General features: G+C 35.4%; 20 protein-coding genes. 16 read left to right on the top strand and 4 right to left on the bottom strand.

What is annotated here, in order from left to right; all coding sequences use genetic code 11:
- Positions 1–114: 114 nt before the first annotated feature.
- The 5 genes from sosA to ACSBRB_RS02330 all read left to right on the top strand — a co-directional run bounded on the left by sosA (position 115) and on the right by ACSBRB_RS02330 (position 4766).
- Positions 115–381: a DNA damage-induced cell division inhibitor SosA gene (gene sosA / locus ACSBRB_RS02350; RefSeq protein WP_435031443.1), complete on the top strand. Its 267-nt coding sequence runs from the start codon at positions 115–117 to the stop codon at positions 379–381.
- 103 nt (positions 382–484) lie between these two features.
- The gene (locus ACSBRB_RS02345; protein WP_435031442.1) at positions 485–724 is read left to right on the top strand and encodes a DUF896 domain-containing protein; all 240 of its coding nucleotides are present in this window, start codon (positions 485–487) and stop codon (positions 722–724) included.
- A 168-nt stretch (positions 725–892) separates the two neighbouring features.
- Positions 893–2881 carry a transketolase gene (tkt, locus tag ACSBRB_RS02340; protein ID WP_435031441.1) on the top strand — a complete coding sequence of 663 codons (1989 nt, stop codon included), beginning with the start codon at positions 893–895 and terminating at the stop codon, positions 2879–2881.
- Positions 2882–3223: 342 nt separating this feature from the next.
- Entirely contained in the window at positions 3224–3463 is a 240-nt protein-coding gene (locus tag ACSBRB_RS02335; RefSeq protein WP_059106936.1) for a YneF family protein, read from the top strand.
- A 244-nt stretch (positions 3464–3707) separates the two neighbouring features.
- Positions 3708–4766, top strand: a complete 1059-nt coding sequence (locus ACSBRB_RS02330) for a PTS sugar transporter subunit IIC (RefSeq protein ID WP_435031440.1) — start codon at positions 3708–3710, stop codon at positions 4764–4766.
- Positions 4767–4890: 124 nt separating this feature from the next.
- Here the strand turns inward: ACSBRB_RS02330 and ACSBRB_RS02325 are convergent, their stop codons facing one another.
- Entirely contained in the window at positions 4891–5358 is a 468-nt protein-coding gene (locus ACSBRB_RS02325) for an arginine repressor (RefSeq protein ID WP_435031439.1), read from the bottom strand.
- A 395-nt stretch (positions 5359–5753) separates the two neighbouring features.
- On the opposite strand from ACSBRB_RS02325, the gene arcA reads away from it, so the two are divergent.
- The 8 genes from arcA to sbcC all read left to right on the top strand — a co-directional run bounded on the left by arcA (position 5754) and on the right by sbcC (position 16452).
- Entirely contained in the window at positions 5754–6989 is a 1236-nt protein-coding gene (arcA, locus tag ACSBRB_RS02320) for an arginine deiminase (RefSeq protein WP_435031438.1), read from the top strand.
- Between the two features lie 58 nt (positions 6990–7047).
- Positions 7048–8055 (top strand): ornithine carbamoyltransferase, encoded by a 1008-nt coding sequence (gene argF, locus ACSBRB_RS02315; protein ID WP_435031437.1) that lies wholly within the window; start codon positions 7048–7050, stop codon positions 8053–8055.
- A gap of 111 nt (positions 8056–8166) precedes the next feature.
- Complete coding sequence (gene arcD / locus ACSBRB_RS02310; RefSeq protein WP_435031436.1) at positions 8167–9597, top strand: arginine-ornithine antiporter; 1431 nt, start codon at positions 8167–8169, stop codon at positions 9595–9597.
- A 16-nt stretch (positions 9598–9613) separates the two neighbouring features.
- Positions 9614–10555: a carbamate kinase gene (arcC, locus tag ACSBRB_RS02305; RefSeq protein ID WP_435031435.1), complete on the top strand. Its 942-nt coding sequence runs from the start codon at positions 9614–9616 to the stop codon at positions 10553–10555.
- 19 nt (positions 10556–10574) lie between these two features.
- Entirely contained in the window at positions 10575–11270 is a 696-nt protein-coding gene (locus ACSBRB_RS02300) for a Crp/Fnr family transcriptional regulator (RefSeq protein WP_435031434.1), read from the top strand.
- A gap of 368 nt (positions 11271–11638) precedes the next feature.
- Positions 11639–12106, top strand: a complete 468-nt coding sequence (locus ACSBRB_RS02295; protein ID WP_435031433.1) for a CcdC family protein — start codon at positions 11639–11641, stop codon at positions 12104–12106.
- A gap of 183 nt (positions 12107–12289) precedes the next feature.
- Entirely contained in the window at positions 12290–13426 is a 1137-nt protein-coding gene (gene sbcD, locus ACSBRB_RS02290; protein WP_435031432.1) for an exonuclease subunit SbcD, read from the top strand.
- The gene (gene sbcC, locus ACSBRB_RS02285; RefSeq protein WP_435031431.1) at positions 13423–16452 is read left to right on the top strand and encodes an exonuclease subunit SbcC; all 3030 of its coding nucleotides are present in this window, start codon (positions 13423–13425) and stop codon (positions 16450–16452) included. The genes sbcD and sbcC overlap by 4 nt, the downstream gene beginning before the upstream one ends.
- 475 nt (positions 16453–16927) lie before the next feature.
- On the opposite strand, the gene mscL is transcribed toward sbcC, so the two are convergent.
- A complete protein-coding gene (mscL, locus tag ACSBRB_RS02280) occupies positions 16928–17284 on the bottom strand; it encodes a large conductance mechanosensitive channel protein MscL (RefSeq protein WP_435031430.1) in 357 nt (118 codons plus the stop codon).
- Positions 17285–17498: 214 nt separating this feature from the next.
- On the opposite strand from mscL, the gene ACSBRB_RS02275 reads away from it, so the two are divergent.
- The 3 genes from ACSBRB_RS02275 to menI all read left to right on the top strand — a co-directional run bounded on the left by ACSBRB_RS02275 (position 17499) and on the right by menI (position 22785).
- Positions 17499–19142, top strand: coding sequence for a BCCT family transporter (locus tag ACSBRB_RS02275; protein ID WP_435031429.1), 1644 nt, complete (start codon positions 17499–17501; stop codon positions 19140–19142).
- A 341-nt stretch (positions 19143–19483) separates the two neighbouring features.
- A complete protein-coding gene (acnA, locus tag ACSBRB_RS02270) occupies positions 19484–22186 on the top strand; it encodes an aconitate hydratase AcnA (protein WP_435031428.1) in 2703 nt (900 codons plus the stop codon).
- Positions 22187–22317: 131 nt separating this feature from the next.
- Positions 22318–22785: a 1,4-dihydroxy-2-naphthoyl-CoA hydrolase MenI gene (gene menI / locus ACSBRB_RS02265; RefSeq protein ID WP_435031427.1), complete on the top strand. Its 468-nt coding sequence runs from the start codon at positions 22318–22320 to the stop codon at positions 22783–22785.
- 96 nt (positions 22786–22881) lie between these two features.
- Here menI and ACSBRB_RS02260 read toward each other — a convergent pair whose 3' ends face one another.
- Both ACSBRB_RS02260 and plsY read right to left on the bottom strand, forming a co-directional pair.
- The gene (locus tag ACSBRB_RS02260; protein WP_435031426.1) at positions 22882–23178 is read right to left on the bottom strand and encodes a HesB/YadR/YfhF family protein; all 297 of its coding nucleotides are present in this window, start codon (positions 23176–23178) and stop codon (positions 22882–22884) included.
- 230 nt (positions 23179–23408) lie between these two features.
- On the bottom strand, positions 23409–24017 hold the full coding sequence (gene plsY / locus ACSBRB_RS02255; RefSeq protein WP_435031425.1) for a glycerol-3-phosphate 1-O-acyltransferase PlsY: 609 nt from the start codon (positions 24015–24017) through the stop codon (positions 23409–23411).
- Between the last annotated feature and the right edge of the window lie 65 nt (positions 24018–24082).

Below are 24082 nucleotides of genomic sequence, written 5' to 3'. Positions count from 1 at the left end.
GTATTATAGCACGAGTAGAACACTTTTACAAACATTTGTTCGTTTTGTTGTTGACAGAGAACACCCGTTCTGTTAAGTTAATAATACAAACAATTGTTCTAGGAGTGAAATTGAATGATATCTATCAATAAAGCTAATATAAAAATGTATATCACCGTAATGCTAGTCATTGCAGTCTTTTTGACCCTTTTTCTTATAGGTGCGAACAAAAATGCGAATATAGAACAAACGTACGAAGTCACTGATCATACAATTAACACACAATATGTAGATAGCGAACAAAACGAACGAACAACTACGAACGATAACGATAATGAACAAAAATCAGAACAACCAAGCTCTCATAAAGAAGAACACCCAGTTATGGCTGCTGCACAGTAAATCGGATTAAACTTCATATGATAAAGAAAAGTGAGCGAAACGATTTTGGTTCGGTCACTTTTTTGTTATATTTTTATTAGATTAACATAAGGTGGGAAACAGGATGACAGAGGAGAATCACGTCGATTTAGATCGTATTAATGAACTAGCTAAAAAGAAGAAAGAACAAGGCTTAACTGAAGCAGAAGCTAAAGAACAATCTAAATTACGTAAAGCTTATCTTGCTTCATTTAGAAAGAACTTCAAAGAACAGCTTGAAAATACAAGAGTGATAGACCCAGAAGGTAATGACGTTACCCCTAAAAAGGTAAAAGATAAATTAGATAAAAAAGAAGAGGATTAAAAATCAGAATTTTGATACGCAGTCGAGTCGTACGAAATCACTCAGAAAGCGTTCACAATGTTTAATCCTTAAATGTAAGCGCTCATATAATGATAAAAGTGATTGGGAATCAATATTGTTTTAAGTTATAATGAGCGAAAGCTTGCAAAAAGAAAGGAAGTCATTAAGATGTTTAACGAAAAGGACCAATTAGCAATTGATGTAATCAGAGCGTTGAGTATCGACGCAATCGAACAAGCAAACTCAGGACATCCAGGTTTGCCAATGGGCGCAGCTCCAATGGCTTATACATTATGGACACGTCATTTAAATTTCAATCCTCAATCTAAAGATTATTTCAATAGAGACCGATTTGTATTATCAGCGGGCCACGGTTCTGCTTTACTATATAGCTTATTACATGTTTCAGGTAGTTTAGAATTAGATGAACTCAAATCATTTAGACAATGGGGTTCTAAAACACCAGGCCATCCTGAATACGGACATACAAATGGTGTAGAAGTCACTACTGGACCACTTGGCCAAGGTTTTGCTATGGCTGTAGGTATGGCACTAGCAGAAAAACATTTAGCAGGTAAATTCAATAAAGAAGATGCTCATGTTGTGGATCACTATACTTACGTTTTAGCATCAGATGGTGATTTGATGGAAGGTATCTCACACGAAGCTGCTTCTCTTGCAGGCCATAGTAAATTGGACAAACTCATTGTACTATATGATTCAAATGATATTTCACTTGATGGTGACTTAGATAAAGCGTTCTCAGAAAATACCAAAGGTCGTTTTGAAGCATATGGCTGGAATCATATTTTAGTTAAAGATGGTAACGATTTAGATGAAATCAATGATGCGATTGAAACTGCTAAATCACAAGAAGGTCCAACAATCATTGAAGTTAAAACAATTATCGGATTTGGTGCTCCAAACAAACAAGGTACACATGGTGTTCACGGTGCACCACTTGGACCAGATGAACGTAAATTAGCATTTGAACAATACAATCTTGATCCAGAACAAACTTTCAATGTACCTGATGAAGTGTATGAAATTTTCCAAGAAACAATGTTAAAACGTGCGAACGAAAATGAAGCACAATGGAATCAATTGTTAGAACAATACAGTGAATCTTATCCTGAATTAGCTAAAGAATTTAAACAAGCGATGAATAGAGAATTACCGATAAGTTATAAAGATGAATTGCCACACTTTGAAGTAGGATCAAGCAATGCGACAAGAGCAGATTCTGGTGAAATCATCCAAGTATTAAGTAAAAGTGTACCTTCATTCTTTGGTGGTTCAGCCGACTTAGCAGGTTCTAATAAATCTAGTGTGAAAGAAGCAATTGATTTTAGTAAAACATCACCAGAAGGTAAAAACGTATGGTTTGGTGTGCGTGAATTTGCAATGGGTGCTGCAGTCAATGGTATGGCTGTTCACGGCGGATTACATCCATACGGTGCAACATTCTTCGTATTTAGTGACTACTTAAAACCAGCACTTCGACTATCAGCACTAATGGGATTAAATTCTATCTTTATTTTCACCCACGATTCAATTGCAGTAGGTGAAGATGGTCCAACACACGAACCAATCGAACAACTAGCGGGATTACGTGCGATTCCAAATATGAACGTGATTCGTCCAGCCGATGGTAATGAAACACGTGTGGCTTGGGAAGTTGCACTCGAATCTGAAAACACACCAACATCACTCGTCTTAACACGTCAAAAATTAGATGTCATGGATCTTGATAAAGATACAGTAGAAGAAGGCGTGCGTAAAGGTGGTTACGTCGTATATGAATCTGAACAATCACCTGAGTATTTATTGATGGCTTCTGGTTCAGAAGTGACATTAGCGATTGAGGTAGCAATAGATTTAGATGCCCAAGGTAAAGGTGTGCGCGTCGTATCAATGCCAAACTGGAACGCATTTGATCAACAATCAGAAGAATATAAAGCTTCTGTACTTCCAAAAGAAATAACTAAACGTGTGGCTATTGAAATGGCTGCTTCACTTGGTTGGCATAAATATGTTGGTACAGAAGGTAAAGTCATCGGTATTGATGAATTCGGTGCAAGTGCACCTGGTGACTTAGTCGTTGAAAAATACGGCTTTACTAAAGAAAATATTTTAAACGAAGTGCAAACATTCTAAGTAAACAACGCTTAATAAATTAACTTAGAAAATATGTCAGCTACAAATTGTGTATGTCTGTGATTGCTTCGCTATTAAAATGGAAATCGTTGTAGTGGAGTGAGTTGCTACGTCCTATTACATGAACGATACTTGCTATTACTTTAACTTAGGCAATGTATACAAATGTGATAATCTTGACGTGGTACTCACTTCACTTTTTGTATTTGTATAGCAGCAGCGCTTTACAAATAGCTTAAAACATTGATATAATAAGGAAGTTGAAATGTAATTTTATTGACTTTTAACTATATTAAAATAAATCATCAAACAGTTTATGTAAAAAGGAAAGTGGGTGAAACTATGGCAACTTGGTTAGCAATTTTACTTATCATCGTAGCACTTATCGCAGGTTTGGCTGGTGGTTTTTTCCTCGCAAGAAAATATATGTTCGATTATCTCAAAAAAAATCCTCCAATTAACGAAGAAATGTTACGTATGATGATGATGCAAATGGGTCAAAAACCTTCTCAAAAGAAAATTAATCAAATGATGAACATGATGAATAAAAACATGGATACAAAACCTAAAAAATCCAAATAACGCATCATTAAAGGGCTGAGCGCCACTCGTAAAAGTGGTACTCAGTCCTTAATTTTTGTCCGTGGGACACTCATGGGACACTTTTTCAGAATTCTATTCGTTTTCACTGAAACTTCACCATGAAGTACAATATAATTATTATAATTACAAATTATATAATTGATTCATATTCTAAAATTTTATTGTGCTTCACCTCGTTTTGTGCTAATCTACTTTTAATAAAAACGGTGGAGGCGCTTACATTATGGCTCAAGAGAAGGTTTCGGTTAAACAGTTTTTAATGAATGTACTTAATGCAGTAGGTATCGGTGTAGTCGTTGCTTTAGCTCCTAATGCTTTATTAGGTGAGCTTTTGAAGTTTCTAAAAGAAGGTAACGTGGTATTAGAGACGCTTTTCCAAATGGTTGTTTTAGTTCAATTTTTTATGCCTTTTATAATCGGAGTTTTAGCAGCCTATCATTTCAAGTTTAATGGGGCAGTTGCTACAACAATTGGTGTGTCAGCTCAGTTAGGATCAGGGGCTGTACAATTTAAGGATGGGGCTTTTCAATTAGTCGGTATTGGTGACATTATCAATGTAATTTTAGTCCTCCTGATCGCTTGTTTAATCTATTACTTACTACAAGGGAAATTAGGGTCGTTTGAATTAATAACAATCCCTATACTCATACCAATTGTAAGTGGAGGCATTGGATTAATCACACTCCCTTATGTAGCTAAAGTGACACAGGGACTAGGTAACATTATCAATACGTTTACTGAGTTAAATCCGTTAGTCATGTCGATCTTAATCTGTATCGCCTTTGCTTTATTAATGGTGACGCCGATCTCTCTTGTGGCCATTGCGGCGGCGATAGGTTTAACAGGTTTAGGTAGTGGTGCAGCGAATTTAGGCATTGTGGCAGCCTGCGTCACATTCCTATTTGGGTCACTACGCATTAATTCAGTAGGTGTCAATGTCATGTTGTTCTCAGGTGCTACGAAAATGATGATTCCTGTTTATTTCAAACATTTAATCATTATGGTGCCGCTTATCATTAACGGTATCATTGGGGGTTTACTTGCTTATTTTGCCAATATCCAAGGCACACCGATGTCTGCTGGATTCGGTTATGTAGGATTAGTGGGACCGATTAATGCTTATAACCGAATGGGCGGCGATCCGACAATGAATATTATCATTCTACTGTTCGTTTTCCTAATTATTCCATTCACATGCGCGTTTTTCGTGCATCAAATTTGTAAAAAATTAATTAAACCGTATTCGGATGAAATTTATAAATTTGAACTACCCGAATCATAAATAAATCAAGCACCGATGTCATACTGAGGGACATCGATGCTTGATTTTTTATTTGTTAACGAATATTGAGCTTTGGACGCTTTCATTCTTTAGGTGAAGTCAAAATCTATTGATGTGTTTTTCGTTAACTCGCAATGTATGTATGGTTAAATAATTTATAATGAACAAAATGCGCATATTCAGCTGATTTAGATAGTATTAAAATCGTATCATTACCAGCGATTGTTCCTAGTATTTCATCTAAATGCATGAGATCAATAAAGAAATTAATACTTTGAGCGAATCCTGGAGATGCTTTGATAATCAGATAGTTTTCTTTAATCGTGACCTTTTCAATTTCTTCTTCGTAAAATTGTTTCAACTTAGATTTTGCTTCATGTTGTACGTTAGCCTCGACTTTCTGATAACAGCGATCATTATTAACGGTAGGCATTTTATAAATATTAAGTTCATCTAAATCTTTACTTATTGTTGAAACACTGTACTTAATACCAAAATAGTCATTGATCAAGTCTACAATTTCTGCTTTAGAATGAATGTCATTTTCCTTAACAATGATTGATATTAAGTCTAATCGTTTACTCTTTTTCATATAATCCCTTCCTTATTCGCATGTGCTCCCATACATACATAAGGTTCATCTTCATTATACCGGATTTCTGAACGGTAATATACAGAATTTTTCTCGAAAACAAAATTTAATCATTTTTATAGGTTTATACGCATTTTTGTTTGAATTTGAAATATGACTATAAATACATAAAAACGTATATAAAATAAAATAGGAAAAATTAATTACTTTCAATTCATCTCATTATGCATATTCCTTCAAGTTTTATATGCTTATAGTGTATAAATTATCGTTTTAATGCATTGAATACCTGTTTTATATGAAGTTTTGTACATGGTCATTGTGAAGAACTTCTCAAAGTTCGCAGTGAAACCGTTTTATAATAAAGTCAAACAAAGTTGAAGGAGGACATAAAAATGGGAAATGGACCTATTCATGTCAATAATGAAATCGGGGAGCTCAAAACAGTATTACTTAAAAGACCAGGTAAAGAACTGGAAAATTTGGTACCTGATCATTTAAGCGGACTCTTATTTGATGATATTCCTTATTTAAAAGTAGCTCAAGAAGAACATGATAAATTCGCTCAAGTATTACGTGATGAAGGCGTGGAAGTCGTTTATTTAGAACAACTCACCGCTGAAGCAATAGAAGATCCAGCTGTACGTGAACAATTCATCGACGATATTTTGGCAGAATCCCAAAAAACAGTGTTGGGACATGAGAAAGAACTCAAAGCACTCTTTAACGACTTAGACAATCAAGCATTAGTTGAAAAAATCATGGCAGGTGTTCGCAAAGAAGAAATTCAACTAGAAACGAATCATCTTGTTGAATACTTAGATGATCGTTATCCTTTCTACCTTGATCCAATGCCTAACCTTTACTTCACGAGAGACCCACAAGCATCAGTAGGTCGAGGCATGACCGTTAACCGCATGTATTGGCGCGCACGTCGTCGTGAATCTTTATTTATGACGTATATTTTGAAATACCATCCACGTTTTAAAGATGAAAATACACCTGTGTGGTTAGACAGAAATTCACCTTTCAACATTGAAGGTGGGGATGAGTTGATTCTATCTCAAGAAGTTGTTGCGATCGGTATTTCTGAACGTACTTCAGCTCAAGCAGTTGAACGTTTAGCAAGACAAATTTTATTTGATGATCAATCTACATTCAAAAAAGTACTCGCTATAGAAATTCCAAACAGCCGTACATTTATGCATCTAGATACAGTATTTACGATGATTGATTACGATAAATTTACAATGCATGCCGCTATTTTCAAAGAAGAAGGTAACTTAAATATCTTCACATTAGAAAAAGATGAACAAGGTGAAGATATTAACATCACACATACGAATAAATTACAACAAACATTAGAAGATGCGCTTCATCTAGACCATATAGAACTCATTCCAACTGGTAACGGAGATGTGATTGATGGTGCACGTGAACAATGGAATGACGGTTCTAATACGCTTACAATTCGTCCAGGTGTAGTAGTCACATACGATAGAAACTATGTATCAAACAAATTGTTAAGAGATAAAGGCGTTAAAGTTATCGAAATTACCGGTAGTGAGTTAGTCCGTGGACGAGGCGGCCCAAGATGTATGAGCCAACCATTATACAGAGAAGATATTTAATCGAGTAAATAGATGCATTTTAATCTTAAATCTAAAATAAAGAAAGAAGGAAAAGATTATGTCAGAAATTCAAAAACCACTTAACTTAAAAGGAAGACATTTCTTAAAAGAAGATGATTTTACTAAAAAAGAATTTAGTGATTTAATAGACTTTGCAATTACATTGAAATATTACAAGAAAAATGGCATTCCACATCGTTACTTAGATCACAAAAATATCGCTTTGTTATTTGAAAAAACTTCTACACGTACAAGAGCTGCATTCACTGTGGCATCTATCGATTTAGGTGCGCATCCAGAATTCTTAGGTAAAAACGACATTCAATTAGGTAAAAAAGAAACCGTAGAAGACACAGCTAAAGTATTAGGAAGAATGTTTGATGGTATCGAATTCCGTGGTTTTTCTCAAGAACTGGTAGAAGACTTAGCTAAATACTCAGGTGTACCTGTATGGAACGGTTTAACTGACGCATGGCATCCAACACAAATGTTAGCTGACTATATGACAGTGAAAGAGAACTTCGGTCACTTGGATCACATTAAGTTAACATATGTGGGTGATGGACGTAACAACGTCGCAAACTCACTCTTAGTTGCGGGTCCAATGCTCGGTGTTGATGTAACGATCTGTTCACCTAAAGCATTATTCCCTTCACAAGATTACATTGATATTGCTGAAAGACGTGCAAAACAAGACGGTGGTTCAGTTACAATTACGGACAGTATCGATGAAGGTGTAAAAGATGCAGATGTAATCTACACAGACGTATGGGTTTCAATGGGTGAAGAAAGTGAATTTGAAAACCGTATCAACTTACTAAAAGATTATCAAGTCAACAAAGAACTGTTTGATAAAACTGGCAAAAAAGACACCATCTTCTTACATTGCTTACCAGCATTCCATGATACAAATACCGTTTATGGTCAACAAATTGAAAAAGATTTCGGTTTAACTGAAATGGAAGTCACTGACGAGATATTTAGAAGTGAACATTCTAAAGTATTTGATCAAGCAGAAAATCGTATGCATACGATCAAAGCTGTCATGGCAGCGACACTAGGATAATTTACTAAAAGGTACAAGCAGGTTTAGATCCGATTGATCAGCCTCAGTTATCAACCAGACCATCAATAAGTAGCTCTAAACCTGCTCCTTTATTTAAAGGAGACATGACATATGAGTGAATCAGATACAAATAAATTAAGTAAAACGTCGCTAATTGGTCTCGTCATTGGTTCAATGATTGGTGGCGGTGCATTCAATATTATCTATGATATGGGACATCAAGCAGGTGGCTTAGCCATCATCATAGGCTGGGTTATTACAGCTATTGGTATGATTTCTTTAGCCTTTGTCTTTCAAAACTTAACAAATGAAAGACCGGATTTAGATGGTGGTATCTATAGTTACGCACAAGTAGGATTCGGAGATTTTATAGGATTTTCAAGTGCCTGGGGTTATTGGTTTGCAGCATTTCTCGGTAACGTTGCCTATGCCACATTATTAATGTCTGCAGTCGGTAATTTCTTCCCGATTTTTAAAGATGGGAATACATTACCTAGTATCTTAGTCGCTTCTGTATTGTTATGGGGTGTACATTACCTCATTTTAAAAGGTGTAGAAACTGCTGCTTTTATCAATAGTATTGTAACCGTTGCCAAATTAATTCCGATACTACTCGTCATTGTATGTATGATTGCTGTATTTAACTTTGATACGTTCATGCAAGGATTTTATGGAATTACGAGTGGTGAAGCAGGTGTCTTTAGCTGGGGTGATACACTTGACCAAGTGAAAAGTACCATGCTCGTAACGGTTTGGGTATTCACAGGTATTGAAGGTGCTGTCGTCTTCTCAGGTCGTGCAAAAAGTAAGAAAGATGTCGGTACTGCAACTGTTATTGGTTTAGTATCCGTACTTGTCATATATTTCTTAATGACAGTCTTAGCCCAAGGGGTTATTCAACAAAACCATATTTTAGAATTATCTAATCCTTCTATGGCTGCTGTATTAGAACAAATTGTCGGTCATTGGGGCTCTATATTCGTCAATATTGGATTAATTATTTCAGTCTTAGGTGCTTGGTTAGGTTGGACATTACTCGCAGGAGAATTACCATTTATCGTCGCAAAAGATGGATTATTCCCTAAATGGTTTGCTAAGGAAAATAAAAATAAAGCACCCGTTAATTCTTTATTAATTACCAATGTATTAGTACAAATCTTTTTAATCAGTATGTTATTCACAGAAAGCGCTTATCAATTCGCATTCTCTCTCGCATCAAGTGCCATCTTAATACCATACATGTTCAGCGCATTCTTCCAAATTAAACATACGTACTTAACCAAACAACGCGCAACACCGAAACAGTGGGTGATAGGAATTATTGCATCCATTTACACGGTATGGCTTATATATGCTGCCGGTATCGACTACCTATTATTAACCATGTTGCTTTATATACCTGGTCTATTTGTATATAGAACAGTGCAAAAAAATAATAAAAAATCATTAACGAAATTAGATTATATCTTCTTCATTATCATTATAATTCTAGCAATTATTGGCATTTACAGATTAGCAACCGGTGCTGTAGATGTATTCTAACAGAGGAGTGAATTTTATGAATAACAAAATTGTCATTGCATTAGGTGGGAATGCAATCCAAACAGACGATGGTTCTGCTGAAGCACAAAGAAATACGATACGCCAAACGATGCAAACACTTAAACCATTATTCAACACAGATACAGATATAGTGATTTCACATGGTAATGGTCCACAAATTGGGAATATGCTCATACAACAATCTGTGGCTGATAGTGAACAAACACCTGCCATGCCATTAGATGTTTGCGGTTCAATGACACAAGGAATGATTGGGTTTTGGTTAGAAACTGAAATAAACAGAATATTGACAGAAATTGAAAGTGAGCGTCGTGCAGGTACCATTATCACACGTGTTGAAGTTGATCCTGAAGATCCACGTATGTCTACACCTACAAAACCGATTGGTCCATTTTACGATAAAGCAGAAGTCGAAGCGCTTCAAAAAGAAAATCCTGATTCTGTATATAAAGAAGACTCTGGCCGTGGCTATCGTAAAGTTGTACCTTCACCCCTACCCGTCTCTATTTTAGAACATAAACTCATTAGCGATTTGGTAGAGGATAAAAATATTATCATTGCTTGCGGTGGCGGGGGCATCCCAGTAGTGAGACAACATAACACATATGAAGGTGTAGAAGCTGTAATTGATAAAGATTTTGCGAGTGAAAAATTGGCACAACTGATAGATGCTGATACACTGATGATATTAACTAATGTTGAAAATGTTTATGTTCATTTTAATGAACCGGATCAACAGAAGTTAACGGATGTGGATGTTGCGACATTGAAAGATTATATTGATCAAGGGACATTTAAAGAGGGATCAATGTTGCCTAAAATTGAAGCGGCAATTGATTTTCTCGAGAGCGGCAATGGTCAACGCGTAATTATTACAAATCTTACTAATGCTTATGAAGCATTGGAAGGAAAGGTGGGTACACAAATTAAACGATAGTTTCTAAGGAGGAGAATGTATGATCAATAATAATTCACTAACCCTCGAACATAGTGAAGAATACTTAGAACATCTCGCTCAATTTATTCATATACCTTACACCGAATTACGACCATACAAAAATGAATTTATTACAAGAAAATATAATAAAGGACAAGTCGTTTACTATTCTTCTGATGATATGACGCACATGTATTTTTTGCTAGAAGGACATGTTTTAAGAGAACACTTTAATAAAAATGGCGACGTCTATCGCATTTTAAATAAAGATAGTCGATTATTTCCGTTGCATAGTTTATTCCAAGAACATACGACCAATGAAATGTGTACGACCATTACTGATTGCGTGATTATTTCGGTGCCGATAGACTTTATGGAATATCTATGTCTCAATCATGCAAATGTATTTAAACGCATCTATCAATTACTGTGCAAAAATGAACAACAGCAAATGGAATATCACATGGCATTAAACGCTAAAAGTGCTAAAGAAAGTATTATTAAAATATTGATTTATTTGTGTCATACAATCGGTTATGACAATGATGAATTCTATGAAATCAAATCATTCTTAACGATTCAAATGATTAGTAATTTAGCAAGTGTGTCTCGCGAAACGACGGGTCATATCATCCACGAATTAAAAGAAGATAATATTTTAATGCATCATTCTAAAAATTGGATTATTAGTAAGGCGATACTAAAAGCAATTTGAGTTAACAATGATGCGATGGAATGAAATCATATTTCAAAATGAACGATGAAAAATGTGAATTTACGATTTACCTATTATACGATCAGCTTTACCTCGATGTTTACCATTTAAATTTTGACACATTTATTTTCCCTCACTATGTAGTTAGTGAGGGTCTTTTTGTGTTGAAATGTATCATGTTAGCGAATGAGGTTAATCAGTGAACCTGGAGTACACTGACATACAATGATGATACGATTGAACAACGTGAGTTTAACGAGGTGAAAGACATAAAATTTTGCGATAAAATTCTACTGAAATTTATTTCGTATAGTGGTATACTGACGATTAAGATTGCTATTTGATAAGTAATGAAGAAGGTGTAATACATGATATATTTAGTGTTTTCAATTGGTATGGCCTTTGTCATGGGCATTATTGTTATCATTGTAAGAATGAAAGCACAAAAATTTCCGGTTAATGAGAAAAAAATCATTTTACCACCTATATTTATGTCAACCGGCGCATTGATGTTTGTCGTACCTTATTTTAGATTGACGGGTGCTGAAATTATTGAGTGTATTATTTTAGGATTAATATTCTCTACTGTTTTAATTTGGTCTTCACGGTTCGAGGTTCGAGGTGCTGAAGTTTATATGAAACGCTCTAAAGCCTTTCCAATCATATTAATTTCGTTACTCGTAATTAGAACAGTGATTAAACTCTTTGTAAGTAAAGAAATCGATCCTGGCGAAATTGCAGGGATGTTCTTTTTATTAGCACTTTGCATGATTTTACCATGGCGTTTAGCCATGCTATACCAATATAGAAAGCTTAAAAATAAAATCATTTCATAAATTGTATCAAATAGGGATACTAGATGGTAAACATGTTTTCATCAATGATTTAAAAAAATTGATGGAAAGAACAGAATATTGAAATCTTTAGATAGGTTTCTGTTCTGTTCTTTTTTTGTTGATTTTGAAAAGGAAAACGCATAGAATAAAAGGGAACAAACGTTCTATTTGGAGGATAAGCTGATGAAAGTGATACATACTGCAGATTGGCACTTAGGTAAAATTTTAAACGGTAAATCATTCTTAGAAGATCAATCTTATATCTTAGATGCATTCGTGGAGGCAGTTGAAGCGGAACAACCCGATGTCGTCGTTGTTGCAGGTGACTTGTACGATACGAGTTATCCTAGCAAAGAAGCAATTCAGTTATTAGAATTCACGACCCAACGGATCAATTTGAAAATGGGCATCCCGATGATCATGATCAATGGAAATCATGATGGTAGAGAGCGGTTAGAATATGGGGCCCAATGGTTTGAACATGCTGACTTATATATTCGTACTCAATTGAATCAAATGATTGATCCCATTTGTATTAATGATACTTGTTTTTATACGCTGCCTTTTGCAAATGTCTCTGAACTACAAGCTTATTTTGATGATAATGGAATAGAAACATATCAAGCGGGGTTAGAACGGTGCTTGGCTGAAATGAAAACAGTGTTGGATCCTTCGAAAACGAATGTTTTAATCAGTCATCTAACCGTGCAAGGCGGCACACGTTCAGAATCAGAAAGACCCTTATCGATAGGAACGGTCGAGTCTGTGACCCAACAGACATTTGATATGTTTGATCTCGTCATGCTTGGACATTTACATCACCCTTTTAGTATTAACTCTGAATTTATTCACTATAGTGGCTCATTACTTCAATATTCTTTCTCAGAAGCAAATCAGCCCAAAGGATATCGTTGTGTGACGGTAGATAAGAACGAAGGTCATCAAAGTACTTTTAAACCTTTAAAACCACGAAGACAGCTAGAAGTCATTGAAGCGGATTATGATGATGTTATACAAGAACGTGTCGAAGTCGGGAATAAAGATAACTACTTTCAATTTAAACTCCAAAATATGTCTCATGTGATGGATCCGATGTTGCACTTAAAACAAATCTATCCGAACACATTATCTTTAATGAATACAACGCATCAATTTGCTAAAACGGATACGGATGAAATGTCTGAAATTCATCATATGTCGGATATCGACATTATCCGTACGTTTTATGAGTACATTACTGAACAACAATTAACTGAACGACAAGTTGAAAAGTTAGTTCATATTATCGATCCAGAAGCAAAGGATAGTGATTTGAAATGAAACCTGTCTTATTAAAAATGTATAATTTTGGACCATTTATAGAGGAGCACATTGACTTTGAACAAGTGAACCAAGATCAACTGTTTTTAATTAGCGGGAAGACCGGTTCAGGTAAAACAATGATTTTCGATGCGATGACGTATGCTCTATATGGTGAAGCGTCAACGAAAGACAGAGCAGAAGGTGATTTACGGAGTCATTTTGCTGAAGGTAAATCACCGATGCAAGTTTCCTTTGAATTTAAATTAGGGGATAAGTATTTTAAAGTCATGAGACAGGGTGCCTTTATCAAAGAAGGTAATAAGACGCAGACCCCAGGTAAATTGGCAGTTTATGAATGGGAAGATGACAAATACGAGTTAAGAGAATCAAAAATTAAAGATGGAGATGATTTTGTTAGAGCATTATTAGGCGTTAATGCTGAACAGTTTCGACAGTTGTTTATTTTACCGCAAGGCGAGTTTAAGCGTTTTTTACTTTCTAGTAGCAGTGATAAACAAAAAATATTAAGAACCTTATTTAATAGTGAACGATTTGAAGCTATTCAACAACAATTGAGTGAAGATATTAAACAAATGAGAAACGAAGTAGAAAAACATTATGATCGTTTGAAACACTTGCTTAGTGAAATCGCTGATTTTGAAGACGAGACTTTGCAAAAATATAAAGAGGTAGAGGTTGATCAAACAGATAAAATCAGTGCATTTTTAGGAGAATTCGAAACAAAAGCGGAACAAATCTCACAAACTTTAACTCAGCAAAAGAATGATCAACAACAAAAAGTTACACAATATAGAAACCATTTGGACCATCAACGAGACTTGAAAACTAAGCAGCAAAAACTTGAAGTAGTAAATGAAACGTATCAACAACTCATTGAGCAACAACCTAAGATAGATGAACTCAAACAGTTACTGAATGAAATATTAGAGGTTAAACCATTAGCTCAATTATTTGATACTCAAGAAAATAACGAAAAGCGTCGTCAAGAAATAGATGATGATATTCATATGCGTCAGAATAAGCTTAAAACATTACAGAAAAAACTTGACGCGCTTAAGCAACAATACGATGATACGAAGCAACTCGAAGATGAAATAGAAGACAAAGAAGTGTTTATCAAGCGGACAACGCTCTTCTATAATAAACTTTCAGAATATGAATCTGTTTTTAATACGATAGGTTCCTTAATAGAGAATAAAGATAAGGCAGAACGTAAATATCAGTCTCTCGAGGAACAAGCGATGGCCTTAGCTCAAAAAATTGATCATCGACAACCTGAATATGAAAAAGTTGAGCAATACACTGAAAAAATCTACGAACTAAATGATCAAATTAAAACGATGAAGCAACATCAGGAACAGCAACAACAATTAAAAAAAGATATAGAAGATAGAGACCAACAGAAAAATGATATTGACAAAATAGCGCAACAAGTGAATCAGTTGCAGCAACAAATCAACCAGTTTGACACATCTCAATTAGATTTAACGAATAAAAAGAATCTTGTCACGACGTTACAGTCAGCGTTACATGAAGGAGATACTTGTCCAATATGCGGGAATGAAATTCAACATTTAGAAGGTCATATCAATTTTGAAAACATACAGCAACGCAAAAAAGAATTAGATGGATTAGAACGTTCGCTCCAAAAAAACAGAGAGATACACATTAAAGCGACAAGTGAGCTCAATTCACTCGAGGTAAAAATCAAACAAGCAGATGTAGCATTAGAAACTAATTATGATACAACCGAGTTAGAACAACAACTTTCTAATAAAAAACAACAGAAAAAAGAATTAACTGAATTTAATCGTTTAATACAACAACAACTCGAACAAAAACAAAACATCGATAAATCGATGTATCAATTGAAATATGATATTGCACAGCAAAAAAATGAAATTGACCACAGTATAACGAAATTAAATGATTTTAAGAAGACGACGCAATGCGATGACGTTAAAACGTTCAAGCAATTATTTGAACAGTATGAGCAACAAATCAATGTATATCATCAGCGACTCAAACATTTAGAAAATGAACAGCAACAACACACGCAACAAATTAATAATCATACGTCACAGGTCGAATTTTTAACGACACATTTAAAAGAAGTTGAACAGCATATCGCTGAAGGGAAAGCTAATATTGATAAAGAGATGGCGCGTGCCGGTTTTGAAACTAAAACACAGGTTGAAGAAATCATCACGAAGCTCGATGATAAAGATACTGTAGAAGCCGAAATTAATGAATTTAACAAAAATAAACAACAGTTGGAATTACAAAAGGAACAGTTATCCAAAGAATTAGAAGGACAAACGATAGAAGATATTGAAACGTTGGAACATCAATTTACGGAAGCAGAACAACAATTAGAACAATATCGTGAAGCTTTAACAGAACACGACTATAGAGCAAAAGAAAGCGCACGTAAGATTAAAGATATGCGCCAAATCATCGATGCGTTGAATGACGATTTAAAATCTCAACGAGAAGTATTCCAACTTGCAGAAATACTTGGCGGTAATAACAGTCAGAAATTAACATTAGAAAATTTCGTACTCATTTACTATCTTGAACGGATATTGAATCAAGCGAATCAACGTCTTGCTATTATGACGGGACAACGATATCAATTACAACGCAGAAAACAAGTTTCAAGAGGTTATAGTGGATTGGAAATTGAAGTGTTTGATGGTTATACGAATAAATCTAGACATATTACATCGTTGTCTGGCGGGGAAACATTTCAAGCATCACTTGCTTTAGCACTCGGACTAAGTGAAATCGTACAACAAGAATCTGGTGGTGTGACACTTGAGTCTATGTTCATAGATGAAGGATTTGGTACGTTAGATCAAGAGACATTAGAAACAGCGATCGATACACTTGTAGGATTAAAATCAGCTGGACGTATGGTTGGGGTTATTTCACATGTAAGTGAATTAAAACAACGTATCAATTTAATTTTAGAAGTAACTACTGATCAGTATCAAAGTCATACACGATTTGAACAGCATTAATGAGTTGTTACAAATGATAAGTAGGAGACTTAATTTTGAAAATACCATATGGAACTCAAGATTTCTGATGAATGATTGTCTATCCAATTTTTGAAACAGTAACGGTGATTTTAGTATTTAGAGAAAAAGATTAAATATTTTTTCCTTTACTTAAAGAGCCTATATTAGCTTTTCTTATAAAGTCTCAGAATACTTATAGAAAATATCTTTCATGTATATTTATTAACTTTAATTAATTTAAGTTGCCCTAAAAGAGAAATTAAGAGATCTGCGCTTTACAGAAATAATAACCTCATAACTCATCAATCATTTAGATTTACAAAACATGATTCTTAAAATATTATCACGGTTTTTGCACAAAAAGAGAGAGTTATTAAAACAGTGTATTTCACGTGTTTTAATAGCTCTCATTTTCTATTCTTTGGAGTATTATATATCTTCATAATAGGGGTTGATCTTCCTTTAAAAAGATGGATTATGAATTTTTTTCTTTAAGCAAATCACGGATTTCAGTAAGTAAAACTGTATTTTCTTCGACTTCTTCTTCGTCTTCTTTCTTCATGACAGTATTTGCTATTTTAACAAAGATAAAGAGTGCGAATGCGATGATGATAAAGTCAATTACAGCTTGAATAAATTTACCGTATTCAATTCCCATAAAGCTCCAATTATTTGCAAAGTCTGTCGTACCAAATATTAAGCCAATTAATGGCATGATAATATATGTAACGAGTGATGATACGATTTTATTAAAGGCTGCCCCCATGACAACCGCTACAGCTAAATCTAACACGTTCCCTTTGAGTGCAAAATCTTTGAATTCTTGCCACATGTATCTCACCTCCTTTTTCTATAATTATAAAAAATATATCAATTATTATACGGTAGATTTCTGTCGCAGTAAATGAAATAAAAATGCTAATTTGATTAGTTTCCCAACTTTTGTTATCGTTAAGTATAGCTATTAGATACATAATGTAATTATATTGTTTCTAATTGGGTATATTAGTACCGGTATAATTAAATAGGAAAGGGAGTAATTAATTATGAATTCTTCTGGACAACAGGAAAGAGGTAAGAAATTATCCCCCGTATTTATCTATAGTATCATAGTCGCAGCAATTGTTGTGGTTATCGGTGCGATTTGGCCAGAACAGTTTGGTGAAATTACCAATAATATCAAACTCTGGATTACAGATAAATTAGGATGGTATTATCTTATCCTCACTACTGTAATGGTGTTCTTCTGTATTTTCTTGATTTTCAGCCCGATCGGTAAATTGAAATTAGGTAAACCGAACGACAAACCAGAATTCAACACAATTTCTTGGTTTGCAATGCTATTTAGTGCTGGTATGGGTATCGGACTCGTGTTCTATGGGGCAGCAGAACCAATGGGCGATTTCATCGAACCACCTAATGCTGAACCAGGATCTGCAGAAGCCTACACAGAAGCATTACGTGCTTCATTCTTCCACTGGGGCTTCCACGCATGGGCAATCTACGGTGTAGTTGCCTTAGCACTCGCTTATGCACAATTTAGAAAAGGCGAAGTTGGTTTGATTTCAAGAACTTTACGTCCAATCTTAGGAGATAAAGTTGAAGGCCCAATTGGTACAATCATCGACGTTCTTGCAGTATTCGCAACATTCGTTGGTGTAGCCGTATCTCTAGGTATGGGTGCTTTACAAATCAACGGTGGTTTAAATTACTTATTCGGAATTCCAAATAATGTTTGGGTACAATCCATCATTATTATCGTTGTTACAGTATTATTCCTTATGAGTGCTTGGTCAGGTTTAAGTAAAGGTATCCAATACTTAAGTAACTTAAACATTGGTTTAGGTACAATCTTAATGTTTGCGATCTTAATCATTGGTCCAACCGTTCTTATCTTAAACTTAATGACAAGTGCAACTGGTAGCTTATTAAATACATTCTTATTCAATGCATTTGATACAGCAGTATTAAACCCAGATAAACATGAATGGATGACTGACTGGACATTCTACTACTGGGGCTGGTGGTTGAGCTGGAGTCCATTCGTTGGTATCTTCATCGCTCGTGTATCTAAAGGTCGCTCAATTCGTGAATTCGTATCAGGTGTCCTATTAGTTCCAGCGTTAGTAAGTATCGTTTGGTTCAGTGTATTTGGTGTACTAGGTATCGAAACTGGTAAATCACATCCTGAAGTATTCGAAATGAGTGAAGAAACGCAATTATTCGGTGTATTCAACCATCTACCATTGGGTATGCTCTTATCCATCGTAGCGATCGTATTAATTTCTTCATTCTTCATCACATCAGCCGACTCAGCTACATTCGTATTAGGTATGCAAACATCTTACGGTTCACTTGAACCTAATAACTATATCAAAGTGATCTGGGGTGTTGCTCAATCACTTATCGCATTCGTATTACTACTAGCTGGTGGCGGCGACGGTTCAGAAGCACTTAACGCTATTCAAAGTGCCGCGATTATCAGTGCCTTACCGTTCTCCATTATCGTTATAATGATGATGATTTCGTTCTACAAAGATGCGAACAGAGAACGTAAATTCTTAGGCTTAACGTTAACTCCAAATAAACACCGTTTACAAGAATACGTTGAATATCAACAAAAAGACTACGAAGATGACATTATGGAAAAACGTGAAGCAAGAAGAAACAGCGAAAAAGCTGAACAATAAATCTAAATATCATAACTTCATCTTAAAGTTGTGGCAACGCTCATCGAATTTAGTTTCGATGGGCGTTTTTTTATGGTTCTTATAGGAACCTTTCGCACAAATCGTTTATCTAACAGATTCATTTTTAATTCTACCTATAGTGATTGATAATGATTATCATTATATAACAAATGCTTATAAATAGATATATCTACCATAACTTTAACTTATACATACCGATTTAAAAATCAAAAGTCAAATGGCGTTTTTCCGCCTTAAATGCAGTTGTGCAAAGGGAAATATAATTATACAATTTAATCAAGGGCATAATCGTACAATTAAACATTTAGGGGGATACAAATATGGCATCTAACTTAAAAGAGCAAGCGAAAAAAACGTTTGATGTAAATGGAAAGTCATACACGTATTATGATTTAACTTCTTTAGAACGAGAGGGCTTAACTGATATTTCTAAATTGCCATATTCAATAAGAGTATTATTAGAATCTGTGTTAAGACAAGAAGACGGGTTCGTCATAACTGATGAACACATTGAAACACTTGCTAAATTCACTGAAGGCGTTGAAGGAGAAGTGCCTTTTAAACCTTCACGTGTTATTTTACAAGATTTCACCGGTGTTCCAGCAGTCGTTGATTTAGCTTCTTTGAGAAAAGCGATGAACGACGTGGGGGGAGATTTAAATAAAATTAATCCAGAAGTACCTGTAGATTTAGTTATCGACCATTCTGTACAGGTAGATAGTTATGCTAATCCTGATGCACTTGAATTAAACATGAAATTAGAGTTTGAGCGTAACTATGAACGTTATCAATTTCTTAATTGGGCTACAAAAGCATTTGATAACTATAATGCAGTACCACCAGCAACAGGTATTGTGCACCAAGTTAACCTGGAGTACTTAGCTAATGTCGTACACGTGAGAGAATTTGAGGGCGATGAGGTCGCTTTTCCAGACACATTAGTCGGTACTGATTCTCATACGACAATGATCAACGGTATTGGTGTATTAGGATGGGGTGTAGGTGGTATCGAAGCCGAAGCAGGCATGTTAGGTCAACCTTCTTATTTCCCGATTCCAGAAGTGATTGGTGTGCGTTTGACAAATGCGTTGCCACAAGGTTCTACGGCGACGGACTTAGCGTTGCGCGTGACACAAGCACTTCGTAAAAAAGGTGTTGTAGGAAAATTTGTTGAATTCTTTGGACCAGGGGTAGAACATCTACCGCTAGCCGATCGTGCGACGATTGCAAATATGGCACCAGAATACGGGGCAACATGTGGCTTCTTCCCTATAGATGAGGAGTCATTGAAATATTTGAAATTGACTGGACGTTCAGAAGATCACGTGGCATTAGTGAAAGCGTATCTACAGGAAAATCATATGTTCTTTGATGTTGATAAACCTGATCCAGCTTACACAGATGTGATTGAAATTGACTTATCAACTGTCGAAGCTTCATTATCAGGACCTAAACGTCCGCAAGACCTCATTTTCTTAAGTGATATGAAAAAAGAATTTGAGAAATCCGTGACGGCACCTGCAGGTAACCAAGGACATGGCTTTGATGAAAGTGAATTTGATAAACAAGCTACGATTGCATTTAAAGATGGTACTTCTACGACGATGAAAACAGGTGATATCGCTATCGCAGCGATTACCTCTTGTACAAATACGTCGAACCCATATGTCATGTTAGGTGCTGGTCTCGTCGCGAGAAATGCTGTAGAAAAAGGATTGAAAGTTCCACCTTATGTGAAGACGTCGCTTGCGCCAGGTTCTAAAGTAGTTACAGGTTACTTAAGAGATTCTGGACTTCAACCTTACTTAGATGAATTAGGCTTTAATCTTGTCGGTTATGGTTGTACAACATGTATCGGTAACTCAGGACCACTTAAAGAAGAAATAGAAACGGCTATCGCTAAAGAAGACTTACTTGTAACTTCAGTGTTATCAGGTAATAGAAACTTTGAAGGTCGTATTCATCCATTAGTAAAAGCGAACTATCTCGCATCGCCTCAACTTGTTGTTGCATATGCGTTAGCAGGTACAGTCGATATCGATTTACAACACGAACCACTTGGTAAAGGTAAAGATGGTGAGGATGTTTATCTTAAAGATATCTGGCCATCCATAAAAGAAGTCGCAGATACTGTAGATACCGTTGTAACGCCAGAATTATTCCACGACGAATATCAAAATGTCTACAACAATAATGAGATGTGGAATGAAATTGATGTCACGGATAAACCACTATACGAGTTTGATCCACAGTCTACGTACATTCAAAATCCATCATTTTTCCAAGGATTATCTAAGGACCCTGATGTGATTAAACCACTTCAAGATTTACGTGTCTTAGGTAAATTTGGTGACTCAGTGACGACCGACCATATTTCACCAGCAGGCGCAATCGGTAAAGATACACCTGCAGGACGTTATTTATTAGATCACGATGTGCCAATTCGGGAATTTAACTCATATGGTTCTCGTCGAGGTAATCATGAAGTCATGGTGCGAGGAACATTTGCGAATATCCGTATTAAAAACCAATTGGCCCCAGGCACTGAGGGTGGCTTTACAACGTACTGGCCAACTAACGAAGTGATGGCAATTTATGATGCTGCGATGAAATATAGAGAAACGAATACAGGTTTAGTCATCTTAGCTGGCGATGACTATGGCATGGGTTCATCTCGTGACTGGGCCGCAAAAGGGACGAATCTATTAGGTGTGAAAACGGTGATTGCGAAGAGTTATGAACGTATTCACCGCTCGAATTTAGTCATGATGGGTGTACTTCCGTTACAATTCCAGGACGGAGATTCAGCGGAGGACTTAGGTTTAGATGGCACAGAAACCTTTGCGGTAGATCTTAATGAACAAGTTAAACCGCATGATTTAATAGATGTTACAGCGACAAAACAAGATGGTACTGAAATCCGTTTTAAAGCCATCGCTCGTTTTGACTCAAATGTAGAATTAGATTACTACCGTAATGGCGGTATTTTACAACTGGTATTGCGTAATAAACTTGCAAGTTAAAAAGGAAAAATATTGAATCATTTAAGCAGTAGTAAGAAAATCAAAATTTGGTTTCTTATTACTGCTTTCTTTTTTGTGTTAAAATTAAGCTATTCAAACATTTTATTAAGAACGAGGAAAAGAGGCTTAGCATGATTTATAGTATGACTGAAATCGATTCACGCTATCAAGAAACAGATCAAATGGGTGTGATTTATCACGGAAATTACGCAACGTGGTTTGAGGTTGCGCGCATAGATTATATTAGTAAGCTTGGTTTTAACTATAATGGTATGGAAGATCAAGGATTTATTTCACCCGTTACTGAAATGAATATTAAATATATTAAATCCGTGACTTATCCTGAACGTGTGAAAGTTAAAACATGGGTGGATTATTATTCTCCGTTACGTTCACGTTATTGTTATGAAGTATACAATGAAGCTGGAGAACTAGCGACCACAGGTTATACGACATTAGCTTGTATCCGTAAATCTAATTTCAAACCGATTCGATTAGATAAAGCTTTTCCAGAGTGGCATCAAGCATACAAAAAGGTCGATCAAATGAATAAAGAAGGGGAAACGGCTGAAGTGACACATGGTCATACATTATTCTAAATAAAAAAGGTTGAGATATTCATTTTGATATACTAACACTGCGCAATAATTTACATCGTGCACAGCTACGTATCATTATGTCTCAACCTTTATTTTTTATTTTGTTGAATATGCGATTTCATCTTTGCCATCATCAATATCGATGTATAATGCATCGTCTTCAAAGTACCATAAATCTTTTTCTGCTACAACGACTGTTAGACCTTCAATCTCATTTTCATAGCCGATTTCAATATCTTGTTTATCTTCTACGCTAAAAGCAGGACTGAAGCCTTGTTTTAATTGAAATTCTCCGCCATAACGAACGTAGAATACGAGTACTTTCTGATCTTGCGGTAAATCTAACTCCTCTTTAAACCAATTGACTGCTTCTGAAGATATATCTATTTTCATTGATTACACCCTTTCTTTATTACCAAGAATATGAACCTGATGTGAAAAATTCATGCTTAAATGATGGCATTAGTATAACACATTCACACTTCATACCAAGCACCGCACACTTATTACGTTCTAATTCTCAAAAATAAAAAAACTGGAACATGAGCGTATCCCATGTTCCAGTTCAAATTTGATTTGTTTGAATGACTACACTGTTTCGTTCATTACTAAGTTTAACTTTGCTACATCCATTTTATTTTTGGTTCTTCACCTTTAAAAATGCGGACAACATTCGTTCTATGTCTTGCAATTAATACAATACCAACAGCTAGACTGACAACAAATAGTACATAGTCTGATATAATTAAGGCACTGATCATACAACTGATTGCTGCGATGATACTAGATAGTGACACGTACTTAGTAAAGTACAATACACCGAAGAAAATAATCAATAATACAAGTAATAAGACTGGATTTATACCAAGTACGACACCTGCACTCGTAGCAACCGCTTTACCGCCTTTGAAGCGTAGGAAGACTGGGAATACGTGTCCTAAAATTGCAAAAACACCAACGATGAGTCCGTTAGTGAATAATTGACTGATAGCTCCTGTTGCATGGACTGGCAAGATGCTTGGTAAGAAGACTACAATAAAACCTTTGAAGATATCCAAGAATGTAACGAGAAATCCTGCAGGTTTTCCTAATACGCGAAAGGCATTGGTAGCTCCTGTATTGCCGCTTCCATATTGTCTAATATCTTTTTTAAAAAATAACTTTCCTATAACAAAGCCACTTGGAAAAGCACCGATGAGGTAACTTAGCAATAACATGATTACGATCATCATAATTTATTACACTTCCTTTAATGACATTATACATATTTTATCACATAATGCGTTATATAGACGAA

Origin of the sequence: Staphylococcus auricularis (assembly GCF_051172115.1) — a bacterium.
Taxonomy (GTDB): domain Bacteria; phylum Bacillota; class Bacilli; order Staphylococcales; family Staphylococcaceae; genus Staphylococcus; species Staphylococcus auricularis_A.
Note: the sequence above shows the minus strand (reverse complement) of the source record. Positions and strands in the feature narration are given on the sequence as shown.

Excerpts from the sequence above, each read along its gene's own strand:
- sosA (WP_435031443.1), top strand. The coding sequence starts at position 115 with ATGATATCTATCAATAAAGCTAATATAAAAATGTATATCACCGTAATG.
- ACSBRB_RS02345 (WP_435031442.1), top strand. The coding sequence starts at position 485 with ATGACAGAGGAGAATCACGTCGATTTAGATCGTATTAATGAACTAGCT.
- tkt (WP_435031441.1), top strand. The coding sequence starts at position 893 with ATGTTTAACGAAAAGGACCAATTAGCAATTGATGTAATCAGAGCGTTG.
- ACSBRB_RS02335 (WP_059106936.1), top strand. The coding sequence starts at position 3,224 with ATGGCAACTTGGTTAGCAATTTTACTTATCATCGTAGCACTTATCGCA.
- ACSBRB_RS02330 (WP_435031440.1), top strand. The coding sequence starts at position 3,708 with ATGGCTCAAGAGAAGGTTTCGGTTAAACAGTTTTTAATGAATGTACTT.
- ACSBRB_RS02325 (WP_435031439.1), bottom strand. The coding sequence starts at position 5,358 with ATGAAAAAGAGTAAACGATTAGACTTAATATCAATCATTGTTAAGGAA.
- arcA (WP_435031438.1), top strand. The coding sequence starts at position 5,754 with ATGGGAAATGGACCTATTCATGTCAATAATGAAATCGGGGAGCTCAAA.
- argF (WP_435031437.1), top strand. The coding sequence starts at position 7,048 with ATGTCAGAAATTCAAAAACCACTTAACTTAAAAGGAAGACATTTCTTA.
- arcD (WP_435031436.1), top strand. The coding sequence starts at position 8,167 with ATGAGTGAATCAGATACAAATAAATTAAGTAAAACGTCGCTAATTGGT.
- arcC (WP_435031435.1), top strand. The coding sequence starts at position 9,614 with ATGAATAACAAAATTGTCATTGCATTAGGTGGGAATGCAATCCAAACA.
- ACSBRB_RS02300 (WP_435031434.1), top strand. The coding sequence starts at position 10,575 with ATGATCAATAATAATTCACTAACCCTCGAACATAGTGAAGAATACTTA.
- ACSBRB_RS02295 (WP_435031433.1), top strand. The coding sequence starts at position 11,639 with ATGATATATTTAGTGTTTTCAATTGGTATGGCCTTTGTCATGGGCATT.
- sbcD (WP_435031432.1), top strand. The coding sequence starts at position 12,290 with ATGAAAGTGATACATACTGCAGATTGGCACTTAGGTAAAATTTTAAAC.
- sbcC (WP_435031431.1), top strand. The coding sequence starts at position 13,423 with ATGAAACCTGTCTTATTAAAAATGTATAATTTTGGACCATTTATAGAG.
- mscL (WP_435031430.1), bottom strand. The coding sequence starts at position 17,284 with ATGTGGCAAGAATTCAAAGATTTTGCACTCAAAGGGAACGTGTTAGAT.
- ACSBRB_RS02275 (WP_435031429.1), top strand. The coding sequence starts at position 17,499 with ATGAATTCTTCTGGACAACAGGAAAGAGGTAAGAAATTATCCCCCGTA.
- acnA (WP_435031428.1), top strand. The coding sequence starts at position 19,484 with ATGGCATCTAACTTAAAAGAGCAAGCGAAAAAAACGTTTGATGTAAAT.
- menI (WP_435031427.1), top strand. The coding sequence starts at position 22,318 with ATGATTTATAGTATGACTGAAATCGATTCACGCTATCAAGAAACAGAT.
- ACSBRB_RS02260 (WP_435031426.1), bottom strand. The coding sequence starts at position 23,178 with ATGAAAATAGATATATCTTCAGAAGCAGTCAATTGGTTTAAAGAGGAG.
- plsY (WP_435031425.1), bottom strand. The coding sequence starts at position 24,017 with ATGATGATCGTAATCATGTTATTGCTAAGTTACCTCATCGGTGCTTTT.